This is a genomic window from Psychrobacter sp. TAE2020, from assembly GCF_018919485.1.
Taxonomy (GTDB): domain Bacteria; phylum Pseudomonadota; class Gammaproteobacteria; order Pseudomonadales; family Moraxellaceae; genus Psychrobacter.
Genome location: NZ_JAHLMU010000001.1, coordinates 3,156,344 through 3,171,842, shown reverse-complemented (window position 1 = coordinate 3,171,842; position 15,499 = coordinate 3,156,344). Strand labels below are relative to the sequence as shown.

12 protein-coding genes and 1 pseudogene are annotated in these 15,499 nt (G+C 42.1%); 3 read left to right on the top strand and 10 right to left on the bottom strand.

Annotation, left to right across the window (positions count from 1 at the left end; genetic code table 11):
- Positions 1-101 precede the first annotated feature (101 nt).
- Both KPY62_RS13055 and KPY62_RS13050 read right to left on the bottom strand, forming a co-directional pair.
- Entirely contained in the window at positions 102-1,637 is a 1,536-nt protein-coding gene (locus KPY62_RS13055) for a phospholipase D family protein (RefSeq protein WP_216582899.1), read from the bottom strand.
- 518 nt (positions 1,638-2,155) lie between these two features.
- A complete protein-coding gene (locus KPY62_RS13050) occupies positions 2,156-2,692 on the bottom strand; it encodes a Spy/CpxP family protein refolding chaperone (protein ID WP_216582897.1) in 537 nt (178 codons plus the stop codon).
- A 664-nt stretch (positions 2,693-3,356) separates the two neighbouring features.
- On the opposite strand from KPY62_RS13050, the gene KPY62_RS13045 reads away from it, so the two are divergent.
- Both KPY62_RS13045 and KPY62_RS13040 read left to right on the top strand, forming a co-directional pair.
- On the top strand, positions 3,357-4,040 hold the full coding sequence (locus KPY62_RS13045) for a response regulator transcription factor (protein WP_216582895.1): 684 nt from the start codon (positions 3,357-3,359) through the stop codon (positions 4,038-4,040).
- Entirely contained in the window at positions 4,040-5,617 is a 1,578-nt protein-coding gene (locus tag KPY62_RS13040) for a sensor histidine kinase (RefSeq protein ID WP_216582893.1), read from the top strand. Before KPY62_RS13045 ends, KPY62_RS13040 begins: the two co-directional genes overlap by 1 nt.
- A gap of 12 nt (positions 5,618-5,629) precedes the next feature.
- On the opposite strand, the gene KPY62_RS13035 is transcribed toward KPY62_RS13040, so the two are convergent.
- From KPY62_RS13035 to KPY62_RS13000, 8 genes and pseudogenes are all read right to left on the bottom strand, one after another.
- Positions 5,630-6,364, bottom strand: coding sequence for a DarT1-associated NADAR antitoxin family protein (locus KPY62_RS13035; protein WP_216582891.1), 735 nt, complete (start codon positions 6,362-6,364; stop codon positions 5,630-5,632).
- Between the two features lie 647 nt (positions 6,365-7,011).
- Positions 7,012-7,437: a ribonuclease toxin immunity protein CdiI gene (gene cdiI / locus KPY62_RS13030; RefSeq protein ID WP_216582889.1), complete on the bottom strand. Its 426-nt coding sequence runs from the start codon at positions 7,435-7,437 to the stop codon at positions 7,012-7,014.
- On the bottom strand, positions 7,437-7,883 hold the full coding sequence (locus tag KPY62_RS13025; protein WP_216582887.1) for a hypothetical protein: 447 nt from the start codon (positions 7,881-7,883) through the stop codon (positions 7,437-7,439). The genes cdiI and KPY62_RS13025 overlap by 1 nt, the downstream gene beginning before the upstream one ends.
- A gap of 1 nt (position 7,884) precedes the next feature.
- Positions 7,885-8,187 (bottom strand): annotated as a pseudogene (locus KPY62_RS13020) (HNH/ENDO VII family nuclease); the annotation flags it as partial.
- 154 nt (positions 8,188-8,341) lie between these two features.
- The gene (locus KPY62_RS13015; RefSeq protein ID WP_201624411.1) at positions 8,342-8,899 is read right to left on the bottom strand and encodes a DUF6990 domain-containing protein; all 558 of its coding nucleotides are present in this window, start codon (positions 8,897-8,899) and stop codon (positions 8,342-8,344) included.
- On the bottom strand, positions 8,892-13,154 hold the full coding sequence (locus tag KPY62_RS13010; protein ID WP_216582884.1) for a hemagglutinin repeat-containing protein: 4,263 nt from the start codon (positions 13,152-13,154) through the stop codon (positions 8,892-8,894). The genes KPY62_RS13015 and KPY62_RS13010 overlap by 8 nt, the downstream gene beginning before the upstream one ends.
- A 278-nt stretch (positions 13,155-13,432) precedes the next feature.
- On the bottom strand, positions 13,433-13,855 hold the full coding sequence (locus tag KPY62_RS13005) for a DUF677 domain-containing protein (protein WP_216582882.1): 423 nt from the start codon (positions 13,853-13,855) through the stop codon (positions 13,433-13,435).
- A 14-nt stretch (positions 13,856-13,869) separates the two neighbouring features.
- On the bottom strand, positions 13,870-14,157 hold the full coding sequence (locus KPY62_RS13000; protein WP_216582880.1) for a hypothetical protein: 288 nt from the start codon (positions 14,155-14,157) through the stop codon (positions 13,870-13,872).
- Between the two features lie 229 nt (positions 14,158-14,386).
- Here KPY62_RS13000 and KPY62_RS12995 point away from each other — a divergent pair, with 229 nt between their 5' ends.
- Complete coding sequence (locus KPY62_RS12995) at positions 14,387-15,490, top strand: asparaginase (RefSeq protein WP_216582878.1); 1,104 nt, start codon at positions 14,387-14,389, stop codon at positions 15,488-15,490.
- Positions 15,491-15,499: the final 9 nt, after the last annotated feature.

Here is a 15,499-nt window from a genome sequence, read left to right as displayed (position 1 = left end):
ACCTATATCGTGCATAAAACCAATCAGGCTTACAGTGACTAAAGCGCATAACCGCTACTTTGTATAATATTGATTATTGGCTAATGGCTAGTGATTTAGCATTACAGCAGCCACTCAACGGGCAACCACCCTACTACTATTAACACCATACTACGCAGGGTACTAGTCCCAGGTTCTGAAGGGGTTATTGCTCCATCGGTAGTATCGATCCAAACCAGTTTTCCATCATGGTTTTCCACTCGCCAAGCGAGGCCGACCACCCCTTCATCGAATGCTTTATGCAGCTGTTGCGCCATTTTCTCACTATTGATTAATAAGCCCATTTCAGTATTAAGGGTAGTAGATCGAGGGTCGAAGTTGAATGATCCTACAAAAATTCGCTGTCCATCTACCGCAAAAGTTTTAGTGTGCAGACTGGCTCCCGATGCTCCAAAGGGCGCTAGGTGCTTAGCCGGTGTATGAGCTGCCGCTTTGTTACGTAGCTCAAAAAGCTCAACGCCACTTGCCAGCATACCTTTGCGCCGCTTAGCGTAACCGGCATGGACTGGCAGCACGTCCGTCGCTTCCATCGAATTGGTCAGCATTCGCACTGTGACTCCTTGTGCTTCTAATGCCGCAAAGGCTTCAACGCCAGCAGCACCAGGGACAAAGTAGGCGGAAATACCATCGAGCTTAGTGTGAATATCGCCCACCGCTTGTTTTAGACGAGAAGCTAATAGATCTTCACGCGCTACCGCTCCTTGTCCCTTTACTGGATCATCACTCACTAATAGCGCTGTAGTCCATTCTAGTTCAAGCTCGCCTGCGGCAAGAGCGGTCACGATAGTCGAGTTATCCAGAATCGTCCGATACTCCTGCATTTGCGCATCGTCCCTAAGGCTGGCCAAGCGGCTAGCAATCGGGTCACTATCTTGCTGTTTTCCGACGATTGGGCCTGCTGGATGCACTGATAGTGCTGCCCAGTAGCGATCAAAATCAGCGGCAACTTGCGCCACGATTTTACCTACTGCTAGTACATCCATATCCATGAACAGTGCCGTTGGACCAGTGCCAAAATACTCATCGCCGACATTGCGACCGCCGACTATAGTGGCACGGCCATCAACCGTAAAAGATTTGTTGTGCATTCTTCGGTTTAAACGGAAAAAATCAAAGCCATAACTGAACATTTTAAAGGTTCGAAGGTTAAAGGGATTATAGAGTCGCACCTCAACGTTAGGCCTTGTCACTAAGGCGGCTATCTCAGCATCGAGTCCCGTCGTGCCATTATCATCCAATAATAGACGAACTCGCACACCGCGATCAGCGGCTCGCATCAGAGCATCAAGCAGCAGTGTACCAGTTAGATCAGCGTTCCAAATATAATATTGAGCATCGATACTGGTAACAGCGGCATCGGCAAGCAGGATACGAGCAGCAAACGAATCAGCACCGTTACGCAAAGGGGCAATTCCCGTAAGCCCCTCATGCTTAGCTTCAAGCTCAGTTAGAGACTCCGCTAATGGGCCACACATCGATTTTGCTAATACTGTGCTATCAGTGCGCTCGGTCATCTTTGGCAAAGTAAATACCCATCGAGCGCTAATAATGGCGCTTCCGGTAACCGTTATCATAGTACCTAGGGTTTTCAATATCATAGTAAACTTTCCGTTTTATATTGGGATAATGCGGCCAACCATCTTTGATCAGCTAATGGTTCTGCTAGAGCATTGCTGACACTCCACTAAAAAACAATTAGGTGGCTTTATGCTTATCACCTTAATCATTGCTTTAATCAATGCCTCAGTCACGGCCCTACTCGTTACTTTAGATCGACGTTATAGCTAAACATACTAGCAATATTAGCCATCACTATCAAAGACTGCTGAATAAACCTAGCAGGCGCATGTCAGACTAGGCTGCTAGCATAGCTACTTATTAGCTGCGATGATCAATGCTTTGCAATAGACCCTTCAAATAAACTTATTTTAACAAAAAGCCCCTTTATTAGTAGCAAGCTTAGATCTACAAACCCAAAAAAACCCTACTATCTTGCCGACAGTAGGGCGTTCTTTATGAGTTACGCATATAGCTATAGACTTAGAACCCTGAGCTATAGATTTGCATATTGCTCAACAGACTTAAGACTTATTAATAGCATTAGCGGGTGGGCTATTTAAGCGCCTTTACGGCTGTAGCCGCCTCTAGCTTTATGACCGCCTTCTGCCATGCGTTGCGCTTTGATTTGCTCTAACTGCGTGCGCTGCTCAGCGGTTAAGATTTTAGCGAATGCCTGTTGGCTCTGCACTCTATCAATAAAGCGCTGTTTGGCTTGGGCAGCATGCTGATCTGCTAAACGATTTAATGCTGCTGTATCTAGCGTATTGGCATTGACTAAGGCTTGCGTCTGCGCGCTCATCTGTTCACGTTTGACTTTGTTTTGTGCTCTATTATTAGTATATTCAACTTTTTTAACTTCTCTCATAGCAGTCATTTGTGCTTGCTGAGCGCTAGTCAAATTAAGCTGCGACATCGCACTTTTATAGTTAGCCATGCCATCTCTGTGCTGCGGCATTTGCTTAGCGTTCGCAGTGGTACTAGAGGCAGTTACTGTGTTATTAGGCGCGGCATTGGCTGGGCTAATCACGGCTACACAAGCAGCGCTCGCTAATAGTGAGTTTAAGGCGATATTTTTTAGGGTTATATTTTTCATTATGATTTCCTGTTGAATGCAGTTTAACTAGCAATAGTTAACTGTAGATTGGCTTTAATTAAAAGCAAAGGCTAAAGGCCATAGTTAAAATCAGTGGTTACAGCTCAAAAACTGATCTCTCAAAACACTGCGATAAAGCACCGCTCTATCGATAGCTGAAATCATAAGCGATTATGATGTTACATAGATTTATGAAACTTTAAGAAAGGTAACGATTGTCACGGCTTAGCCCTAATTTCTTGTAAGCTTGTAAGCTTGTTAGCCTGATAGCGTTATTAGTGCTTCGACAGGGACAGCTTAAGCACTTAAGCGCTTTGAACGCTTTGAACGCTTTGAGCGCGTTAACTCAAAACGTGCCGCTGCCTTAAAAGACATAACGACACAGCTAATGAGCTATCCTTATTATAATCTGTCACTCTTATAGCAACCTTGACATGCCAGCGCACAGCCTCATCGCTTAGGTCATCGTTTAACACTATGAACCTTTAGTAGACTAAGAATAATATCTAATGGGCTGAAAACCACGATATTCCCTTCGTTCTTTGAATATCTATAAACAATGCGTGGATATTCTTTGCAAAAATTACTTTGATTGACCACAATATATTTCATTTTTATCCTCATCTTTTAATTGATGATATGCCCTAAAATTCAGGACTGTTTTATGACTCATATATTACTCGGTGACGATGACGAAGAGCTAACTCAATTGCTGCAAGAGTATTTGCACAATCATGAGGTTAGCTGCGACTGCGTCTATGATGGCGAGCAAGTACTAAAGCGCCTGCGCTCCCCTGACCCCGCTCATCGCTATGACTTATTAGTGCTAGATATTATGATGCCCAAAATCGATGGGCTCAATGTGCTGCGCCAATTACCGATTACTAGTCAGATTCCAGTGATCATGCTGACCGCCAAAGGTGATGAGATAGATCGTATTATTGGCTTAGAGCTTGGCGCTGATGATTATATTGCCAAGCCTTGCAATCCACGGGAGCTACTGGCTCGTATTAATGCTGTGGTCAAGCGCGCCAGCATATCAGCAGTAGAAATTACCGCGCTAGTCCATGACAGGTTACTGCTTGACCAAGTACACCGCATCTGCAAAATTGATGGTGTCGAGCTACAAGTGACGGGTACAGAGTTTGATTTGCTAGTGGCGCTGCTAAAGCAAAAAGGCGAAGTGGTTAGCAAAGAGTGGCTGTCGCAGACCGTACTACAGCGTGAACTACAACCTTTCGATCGTAGCCTTGATGTGCATGTGTCTCGATTAAGAAAAAAACTACAACCTTTCCACCATGAGCCTATCAAAGCCATTCGTGGTAAAGGCTATCAGCTGGTACTGTAATGACTATACTTTCACCACTGCGACGTATGCCCACTGTTACTGTATCGCTGTTTTGGCGACTGTTTTTAAGTTTACTACTGATGCTACTAGTGACTTCTGCTATCTCTATAAGTATGGAGAGATGGATGAACACTCGCGCTTTAGAGTCTCGTATGGCAATACAAGTTGACTATTTATTGGGTATTCGACAGGATATCGTGCAGCATTTAAAAGACGGTAACTATGATGCTATTGTCGAAACTTATCGTAAAGAGCGCGGACTAAGGGATCAGATACGTATACTCGATGAACAAGGGGCAATCGTATCGCCGCGCTTTAAATACTCAGGCAGTCGTATTCTACGCTTAGATGATAAGGAGCATAGCCCCCTCACTCGGCCCAACTTTCCAGCCAATAATTTATTCCAAAATGTAGTGGCGGACGTCAATAACTATCCAGAACTGGCAGATATATCGGTAGCTAGCACTGATGGCAAAAACTACACCGTACAATTACAACCGCGCCTACCCTTTCGAGATTTAATAACCTTACAGCGAACTTATTGGCCAGTACGAGTTGGCATTATCTTTATCTTTAGTCTACTAGCTTGCTATTGGTTGAGCCGCACTTTATCCAATCGCATACGCCGAGTTCAAGTCGCTGTGCATCGGATGAGTGACGGGGATTATTTGGCCGATGATCAATTATCTAAGTTGGGTGACGATGAGTTAGGCGCACTAGCTAAAGATGTGGCTAAGCTCTCGACTAGATTGGCCGATAGTGAGCTGTCTCGTAAGCAAATGCTCAGTGACATCTCCCATGAGCTACGCTCACCATTGGCTCGATTGGATGTTGCCACTGAACTCACTCGCGATTATGCGCCAGAGGCCACCCATTACCTTGATCGTATTCAAAAGGAATCAGGGCGCATGAATGAGTTGATCGGGCAGATTATTCATATTCAGTCGCTACAGTTACAGCGCTATAACGCGCATCCTGAAGACTACGAATCGGTAGACATGCTGGCACTACTGGATGAGATTGGTCAGGACGTTTGCTTTGAATTTCAAGATAAGCACATCGAATGGCGCTGCCAGGCGGCAAGCTATCAGCTCGACAATAAAGCGCTGACTTCTAGTATGGCTAAAGGCAGCTATAACAGTGCTTTTATGGTACTAGGTAACAGAGATCAACTGCACAGTGCTTTTGAGAACATCATTCGCAATGCCTTTATCCATTCAGCACCACAGACCTTGGTCTGTGCTGAGATCCAATGCATTAGACAGCCCAATCAAGCCCCGATTCTAAAGACTAGTATCATTGACCAAGGTGGCGGTATAGCTGAAGCTGACTTGCAGCGTATATTTCAACCTTTTGTACGCTTAGATGTGTCTAGACAACGCCCAAAGAATACCCAAGACACTGCTAACAGCAACAGCCTAGGTAAAGCTAAGACTAGCAGCCCTGTCGGCGGTTATGGTTTAGGCTTAGCTATTGCCCAAGCCATTGTGGCAGCTCATGAAGGCCAAATCGACGCTCGCAACCGTCAAGATGGCCTCAAAGGCTTAGTTATAGAAGTGAGCTTGCAGCTGCGGTAGCTGTTCGAACCATCAGAACCAACCCTCTTCCAAAAGAGGGATGGTATTGCTGAGTTGAAATTCAGTATATAAGTTAAGGAACACTTTTGGGTCTTCAATATTATCGAGCAATTCGCGCTTATTGAGTGCTACAAACATAGCCAGCGCATAAGCAGCACTATGGATAGATTTTTTGGGATTGAACTCAAGATCAGTAAAGCTTTGATATTGCATAATCTGCTCATGCAGCTGCGGATTTTGTTTTAGGGCGTTCACATATAGCCAATCATAAAACGCCGTTAATGGCTCTATGTCCCACTCTACACCGAAATAGTTATAACCAATGATTTCACCGGAAGTTATTAAGCGCTCGTCTTTTTTGGCTTGTCTGGGTGGAGCATTTAGCAAGTCGCTATAGGGGCCACCGTGCTCAAAAACCTTACTGCTTTGCAAAGCATTCTCAACACTATACTGTCGACCATCGTACTCATTGGCTAGCTGTAAGCTAAAAGGACTTAGCGCAAAACTTAATTTATTACCAGATTTGCTAGATAGCTCTAATACTTGTTTAAAGCCATACTTTTTGCGAATAACTTGATGCAGGTCATGGATGGATTTTTTCTTTTGCGCGCTTGAGAATCCCACATGCCGCTCAAACCTAACCATGTCGGTTTTTACCAAATTATCACTATTGACTTTGGGCATGAATACCGGTCTGTATTCCACCGGGTTTTGGGTTAGTTCCGCAGGGTTGTGTCTTTGTTCCATAGCGATGTGCCTTATATCGATATTATTGTATAACAGTTATTTTATGGCGGGCTTGGCATAGTTCGGCATAGATATCCTATAAATAAGCAGGTATCTACCTACCCAGTCACCTTATGATCGTCACCTTAGAAGTATTGACTAATTATAGGCTATGGTAGCCTGTCTCGCTATCCGCGCATACCTACTTAAAGTCCACTTTGACGAGATTGTACTGTGCTAAAGAGTCTATGCTGAAGAATCTGTAGCGATAAGCTCAATGGGATAACTAGCTTGAAAACTCTGGGATGAGGAGTTTACCATGATTAAGAAAATCGCAAGCTACCGTATGGCACTTAAAGTAGCCACTGTTGCAGAATACATTAGATAAAAGATAACAAGCTTGGCCTGTAGATTTGAGTGCTTTAATGGTCGTGAAATATGCGGGGCGTAGGTTATTCATCTTTAATAGTTAGCTTTGTGCCTAACTCAAGCACAGCCTTCGCCTTGCACTCGGACAAAGCATTGCTTTGTTTTCTCCTCGCTCACTCTCGGTAGGGGCAGATATGATTTTATATTTGATCAGTGCTATGCTATTTTATATATTTAAAATGCTGAGTGGCGCAAGCTTCACTCAGCTAAAAGCTAATTATTTATTTGCTAGATTTCATTTAACGGGTATTAATGTTCAAAGGCTTCCAATTATCAATTATGTTTGTTAAAAAGTCTTCATGTTCTGGGTGAAGCTCTATAAATCGTTTATAAGCTTTCTTGGCATAATCAAAACTAACCTGTTCTTTTACATAAACTTTTGTATCTAGGCTATCGAATCCTATTTCAAAACAAACTCCATAAAAAACATCGTCAGGATAAGGACTAGTTAAATCAGGATAATACCACCAACAGCCCTCTACACCTGCACTATCGTAATCGACTAAAATCGCAAAGATAGACTCTAAAAATACTCCATCAGCATAAAGTATGCTGAAACAACCTTGAATGGTTAGATCTAAACCTTTTACGATACAATGCCGCCAATCATAGAAATAATATAGGTTATGTGAATTTTTGGGTTTGTAATAAAAATTACTGGACATTAGGCCTTTTCTTCATCGGTCAAATACCAAATCATAAATTCATAGAAGCTATCCCAGTGTGGCAATGTGCCATTAGCTAGCTGCTGTTGCTGACCCATCTGGAAATCCCATACACTGTCATCTTCTATATTATATAAATAACCGCCTTCACCTTCACCTGTACTAAATAAAATGTAATTCCCAGGTATACCCCAAACTTCATGTGCGAATTTTACTCTAGGAATGAAACTTCTTGTCGGTAGAGGATCAACTATTTCATCAGCACCAGAACGGCATTTTAAAGACCTTAAAAAATATTTTGTATACAATTTAAAAAAACCACTATTTTTTTGAACGTCAAACTCTATAAGAATGGCTTTTGTTTCTTGGACACGTTCAATTTTCTTTTCTATTACAGGATAATCCTGCTTAGATAGTAACTTTTCTACTATGTTGAATGAGTTCATATTATTTTCCTTGCAATTGGTTTAAACGATCTTTCCAATACTGACCTTTATCTTTGTCAAAAGTATCGCGATTAACTGGATAATCTGGATAATCTGGATAATCTGGATAATCTGGATAATCTGGATGACTCTGAGGTGAATATGGATGCACCGCTTGTCTACCAGTTTGATTAGTGAGACTTGAATGAGTTGATTTAGAAGTTTCGAATAAAGCACCGCGACCATCTTCGCGTGAATGGTGAAGCTGAACTTGCTCATACTGACCATTTTTCAGTACATACGGTGATCCACCTTGTTTCATTAAATCAGCATTCGTAGTTAAATTATCACCATCAGTTTTGAAAGGCTAGGCTTTTAAATCAATTCAAAACTATCATCTCAAACAAGTAAGAAGGCAATAATACTTAATGTGTATTATTGCCTCTTTCAAGATCACTTCTAAGTATATTTAAGAGTATCTATTGATACTCTTTACTAGCTTCTAATGCTCGTTCAATAAAGTCTTGTTTGATATAAACAGAAAATGTCATTTTATTACCTTGCTTAAAGTTTTCTAAATATTCATCTAGCTGTGCTGTCTGCCCTGTAATGGCTAAAGCCGCTAGATGATATAGCGGATAAATTCCTTTTGTATCAAATGGAATCTCACTGTATCTCAGTAAACCTGCTTCAATATCCTGCTCCTGTGCCCACATTTCAATTTCTTTAAGATATTTTTCGATAACTTCTATTGTTGGATTGTTAGTATAGATAGATTGTTGTTTATTTCTAATAATACCAGAATGTACTATTCTTCTCGGTTTTTTATTCTCAAAAATGTATTCAACCAAAATGCTAAAGTCTTTAGTACTTACACTTGGCATCATGATTACCTGATATTTTTCTATTAATTTTTTAATACCAGGTATGACTTGAATTTGTCTATCTGGTAATTGCTTATAAGCACAGTCATCAATGCCTTTTCTTATTGTCCAGCCATTGTCTAATAAGATGTTATATAGCTCTATTTTAGTCATTGTCTAATCCTTTATATTTAATAACCTCAATAGGGATACCATTAGGGTAATCCTGATTTTTAAGTGCTATTCCAGGTATTAATCCAAGATCCCTAGCCACATCGCCACGCGGAATAGCATCACCATTTCTAATCTGTGGATAAATCTCACTTTGGCGGATAGACAAATCGGCATTCCCCGTTTTTACTTCAAATAGTACTATTTTACCGTCTGGCCCTCTGCCAATTATATCAGGTCTACAGCGCCCTTCTTTCCCACAATCATAACCAAAACTTGCCTCTTTATCACTGACATTATAGCCTCTGGCTTCCAGCTCAGATTTATATTCTGCAACCTTAGTATCATGATGAAGTTTTTGCGCTCCGATATTGCTATTATTTTCATTAGGTGAGGCAGCGGTTCGTTGAACTCCCTTATCATCAACATAAAAGTAACCATCACTGCCTCGTTGATAGATTTCATTACCACTATCATCGAACTTGCCCGTACTGGTTAATCTTCCACCACTTGGACCTGTGATACTACCATCAGGATTATCAGTGTAGCTGCCTTCCTTAGCATCACCAATGGCTAATATCGCTCCACCAGTTTCAGCTGCACCAATCTCATTACCATTAGGTCTGCCTGTGATCGTGGTTGCACCGCCTGTATTAGAAGTACCAATTACTGTAGCAGGTTTGGGTGTAAGTCTATCTAAACTATCTAGGCTATTATTTCCTAAATATTCAATTCCATCTTTTCCTACTTTAACAGCTCGGCCAGCACCACCACCCATTACAATATCTGCACCAAGTCCGCCAACTAGTTGTGCATCTGTAAATGAAATTTCATAAGGTAACTTTTGCTGGTCTTTTAGTCTACGGTAGTTCAACTCAGTAATAGCATCATCTTTAAGTTGCTCTGCATTGTTTGCTACCTTATCCCAAGCCGCTTCTGGATCACTTGCAACTTCTTTAACAGTGTTTACAATAGTTTGACTTACATCAACTGCGTCATTGAAGTGCTCCGAAGCAGATTTGTCCCATTCTCTTTTAAATAGCTCAACATTACTGTCAACAGCATCATCTATACCAGATACTGTTCCTAACGTTTGTACAGCCATATTAATAGCATGCATTTTACCAGCTTCTAGTACTCCAATATCTTGTCCATACTTCATTTCTGCTGAATCAGTGTATAGCTTAGTAGTTGCATCGTTACCATAAACGCTATTCATAAACAAAGTCTGTCTATTAAAATCATCATCTGTCGCTGTAAAGCCCTTTCCTCTATTATTTATATAATAATCAAAGCTTTGTTCATTGTCTCTAGGTGCTACAACAGTTAAATCTATTACCATTGGGCACGAGCTTCCAGTACATTCTGAGGAGTTTGGTTGAGAATCTTTTGGTGGTAGTGGTATGGTGTAATTTACATCTATTACAGTGCATGGCACACCTCTATTCATACATGGCTCTTTATTATCTTCCCACAATTGATAGTTGATATCCGAAACTGTCGTATTTTCAACTTTACCTCTCAAATAGCTATAAGCTTCTTGATATTGAAGTATTTTTTCTGGTTCATCCTTCATGTGCGTATCGATACTATCTTTCCATCCTGCATCTATATTATATAATGCCCCTCTGGTTAAGCGCTTCTCCGCTTCTTCAATACTTATTCCGTGTTTTTTAGCATATTCTAACGCAAGACTTTTGATCAACTCAGCTTCCTGCGGATGCAACTGCCTATTATTAGCATCCACATTAGTCGCTGTTACCGTACTTGAAGTGTCTAGTCCTGCTGCTGTTCCCGCGCCTAGTAGCGCCAGACTCACCACACCGCTGGCTGTCCCTTTAGCGATACTTTCACTCATACCACTGGCAATCAGTGACTCTGCCATTTTATCTTGCAAGTTATTAAGCGTTGGTGCAGCGGCCGCTACGCCACCTGTCGTCAACGCCCCTTCAACACTACCTGTGCCCAATGCGCCAAGCGCTGTGTGAGCCGCAACACGATAGATACCGCCTTCATCCCATTTCTTGATTGCTGCAAGTTTTTCTGTATCACTGAGAGTCGTGTCAGCTCTAATCGCTTTCATACGATTATTGGCAAAGTCTCCAACCGCCTTTGGCGCTTCCTTACCAAACTCTTTGGTAATACCAACCTGCGCCCCAAGCTCCTCACTAACACGATTGGCATCAAACACACTCTCAAGCTTACCCGCGAGTGCTTGGCGATTGTCGGTCGTGAAAATACCTTGCTCGTCGTTATAACCACTGACGCCCCCTTTGGTGATACTGCTGTCGCTATCACCGTCTGTGCCGTAGCCAAGACCATTCATGGTGGCTTGTGGTTTATCTTTGATCTTACCGACACTTAAACCAGCAGAGAACGCATCGCCTTCATAGCTAGTCGTGTTTACGATGTCGGTTGAGGTGACGCCTTGTTTAAAGATGATGTTACTCTTGCCATTAGCTTGTGCTTCCTCTGATGTGGTGAAGACGGCGCCTTTGAATTTACCTTTGCCTTCAACGATTAGATCGGCTTCATTGGCGAAAAGGCCTGTTTGTTGCCCGACAATTTTAGAATTCGCATTGATGTTAGTCTTAGCGCCATTGACAGAGAGGCTGGAGCCTTTACCGTTACCCATGAGGTCAACATCAAGGTTAAAGCCTGCGCTCTTCTGATTGCTGTCGTACTCGTAAGTATCTTGTGGACTCTCTAAGGTCACATTGCCGCCGATAACGCCTTGGACTTTATCCGTGTTAAAGACCACGCCTTTACCGTTGACGTCGTTACCAATGTCAAAGGTAGTGGTGCCACCGACGTTGACTTGGCTATCGGCATAAGTGACTGAGTCGCTGTTGGCATAGCCTTTGCCTTTGCTGGCACTGGCGGTGATACCGACACCGCTACCTGTTGATGCATAGCCCCCAATAGCCGCACTTGAGCTTGAGTTATCACTACGAGTATTACTGTTTTGTGCCACGGCGTTAATATTTAAGTTGTTATCCGCTTGGAACAGCGCGTCATTGGTGACGTTAAGATTACTGCCATTGATGTTGATGTTGCTATCGGTGCCACCGCCGGTTGCAATCAGTGCTAGATTGTTGGTGGTGATGTTTGAGGCTTGGTTGACCTCAGTGTCGCTTGAGCTGTTTGATTGACTCTTTTGAGTGCCTACAGTGGCTTGAATACGAGTGTTGCCCACGCCTTTGAGGTTGCCATCGAGTAGATCGTACCCCGCACTATTGGCCTCGGCAGCTAAGGCTTTTACCTTTAATAACCCAGCAGCACCTGCCATACCTTTCATACGTACGCTTTGGGTATTGCCACCAGCATCGACTAGAGCGTCAATGCTCTTAGCACTGTCAATCAGGCTGTTGGAAACCGACACCGTTAGACCGCTTTGTTTGAACTTCTGCTCGCTTTGATTGGTGTAGACATCTAGGGCGTTATCGATGTTGATCTGTTTGGCGCGTACAACGGTGTTGCCACGTTCTGTGGAATTGATGTCTTTGTCGCTATCAGCGCCCATACCTGCAATTAGGTTACTACCTGTCTGCTGGTATTTACCGCCTGCCATGATGATGACGTTGCCGTCAATTGCGCCAACATTGCTGGCAGTATGGGGCGGTATGATCTCTATATCTAATGATTTACCTATGCCTTTTTTAACAATAACAGCACCACCCGCCGCTACGATAGCAGTAACCGCTTCGAAACTAAGCTCAGTCGTGGCTTTCCCAGATTTGTAGAAATCATCATCACTATTACCAGCAAATGAGGCACCGACAATATCTGCACCTTTGTCATAATACTCTTTAGGTATACCTTTCAAGGCTTTTAAAATCTCTGCTGCAACAGCTGCAGGGTTTTCTCTAGCTGCTTCATATAGAGCTTGCATATCATCTGGTATAGAAACGATATCTTCACCTATGTCTTTTAAAGCCTTTTCTTGACCTCTTAAGAATGCCTTTTCTTGACTGGCGTCAATTTTTTCATAAGCTTGTCTGGCATCAGGGCTAAAGTAATTTAAAGCGTACTTAATATCTTGTACATAGGAAGTCTTATAATCAAAACTCTCAGGATTGTTTTCAACAGCCGTAATCAGCGTTATATCATTCTTATTAAGTAGCTCCTTATTCTCAGCTTGAGTGATTGCATCTTTGCCATTGCCTAGAGCAGGCTTATAGCTGTCTATTTTATCTTGATTGGCATCCATACTGGCTGAGACGTTTAGGTCTGCGGCAATACCTGCAAGATTGGCCAACGTCTCACTACTACCGCCTCGTACATGATCAAGCTCATGCCCCGTGGTTTTGATGACGTCTTTACGCCAGCCTTCGCCATCAATCCAGAACGGGTGTTCTTCGGTGGTGTTGAAGGTTTCTTCTAAGCCAACAAAAAAGCTAAGATAGTTTGTATCTTAGCTTTTAACCAGTTAAACAAGCTTAATATGGTTGGATTTTAAGATGTGACGTGAATTATGTTAATTTAATAGTTGAGTGTCATAAACTTTACTTAATGGGCTTTAATCTTTTTATAAAGCTACGGCTCAATGAACATATCTCTATCTCCATCATAAGCTCGATTTATTGTGCTCATAATTTCATCTAGATCCATTCTTACTGTTTCATCTGATAGTGGCGGAATACCATTACTATTGATAATTTTCTCAATAAATTTACTTGGCAAACCTACATCATATTCCTTTATGTAATAAGCTAGATCTTCTCTAAATATCCATTCTCCATCACTCCATATACATGAACCACCGCCTGGTATTATCTTCTCTCTATTTAAACAATCCCTTACAGTTTCAAGCCAATCAAATATGCCTGTTGACTGTGTTAAATAATTTAAAACTATAGGTTTTATATCTGGATCTAATTTATTTTTAAAATCATAAATTGAATCTGGAAAATCATTGAAGTCTCGACCAAGCTCTTTAAAAAATCCAACTAAGTACATTTTGTTGTCCTTATTTATTTAGGTGAAAAATATTTATATTCTCCATTCCTATCGATTACTAAGGGTGAATTACCCTTTGAACCTTTTGGAATTCCTATACGGTTTGTAGGAGCTCGTACTATAGAGCCAGTAATATTACTTAATTCTTGGGCAGTTCCGTTACAAGCTGAATGACAGCTAATTAGATTTATAATTTTCCCATTATAGAAAGGATTAGATAAAATTGCGTCAGCAATCTGCTGAGTATGAGTAGGTAAACCATTCACATACATATTATCTGTCACTCCCTTATCGGAGACCATCCCAGATTCTGTGTAACTGCCATTTAGATTAAATGCTTACTAATACGATCATCAAACATAATCATAAAGCGATTAAGGGCAGACGTCCAGTTACGGATCGGCATTGACCACTTCTTGGAATTTAGCATTTTATACTAGCGTTTTCCCTATATCATCTTTATCATCTTTATCATCTTTATCATCTTTATCATCTTTATTACTTTTATCCATTATTTATAGCGATACTCTTATGTCCCCATCCGCTACTGTCATCCAAGCTAATACTAAACCAGTACAGCTGATTTATGCTGGTGGTACTTTTGGTAGTTATGGTCGCCCGTTAGCACCACTAGCAGCCGATGAGTTTTTGCCTGCACTCCAATCCTTATTGGCGGCCCCCGAGCAAGCGAATTTTTTGCCTACTATCTCTTGGTTAGACAATAGCTTAATCAAGGATAGTAGTCAGCTGACGCCCAATGATTTTGTGCACTTTTATCAGCTGCTATTAGCCGCTTATGCTCAAGGCTCACGCCGTTTTATCTTAATTACTGGTACTGACACTTTAAGCTATTTAGGAGCTTTTTTAGCAGAAGCTTTTGCAGGCTCGGATATCTGTATCGTAGTTACCGGTAGCATGCGACCCTTACTTAATAGCGAAGTGTTAAATAGTTATCAAGTTGATGAGAACGGTGATGCTTGGGACAATCTAAAAGAATCATTAAGACTGGCTAGTGCTGGCGAATCAGGGGTGAAAATAAGCTTCGGTGGTGAATCATGGCCAGCACAAACGGTACAAAAGATTCACAGCCAAGATTTTATGGCATTTACGGGTCACACGCGAGCGGCCTACCCTGCTAACAGCTATATCAAATGGCTAGCAGATACCCGACGTCAACACTGGCTCGATGATCAGCAGTTGCTTAAGGTCGATATCGAAGGTCGTGCTCAGCAGGCGCGCGTTCATGCACTATATTGCTTACCTAACGATACTTCAGTGCTAGCCAATCAACTACAAGCGTTATTGAACGAGCCGCCTTGTGGTATTATTTTATTGGGCTTTGGTGCTGGTAATGTCCCTTATTCACCCGCACTTGCCAGCGCTCTACAAGCCGCTTATGAGCAAGGTCATATGGTCATTTGTGCTAGCCAATGTCCATTCGGTGGGGTTAGCGACAGTTATGCAGCTGGCAGCTGGCAGTATGACTATCAAGTGATTGCTGGTGGGCGCTTAACTATTGCTGCTATTTATGCGCGTTTATTATGGTTACTGCTCCGCTATGATAGTCCGGCACGACGACGCCAACGCTGGACTTACAATGTCAATCAGACTAGCACTGCTATAAAAAAACGCTAATTTTAGTTA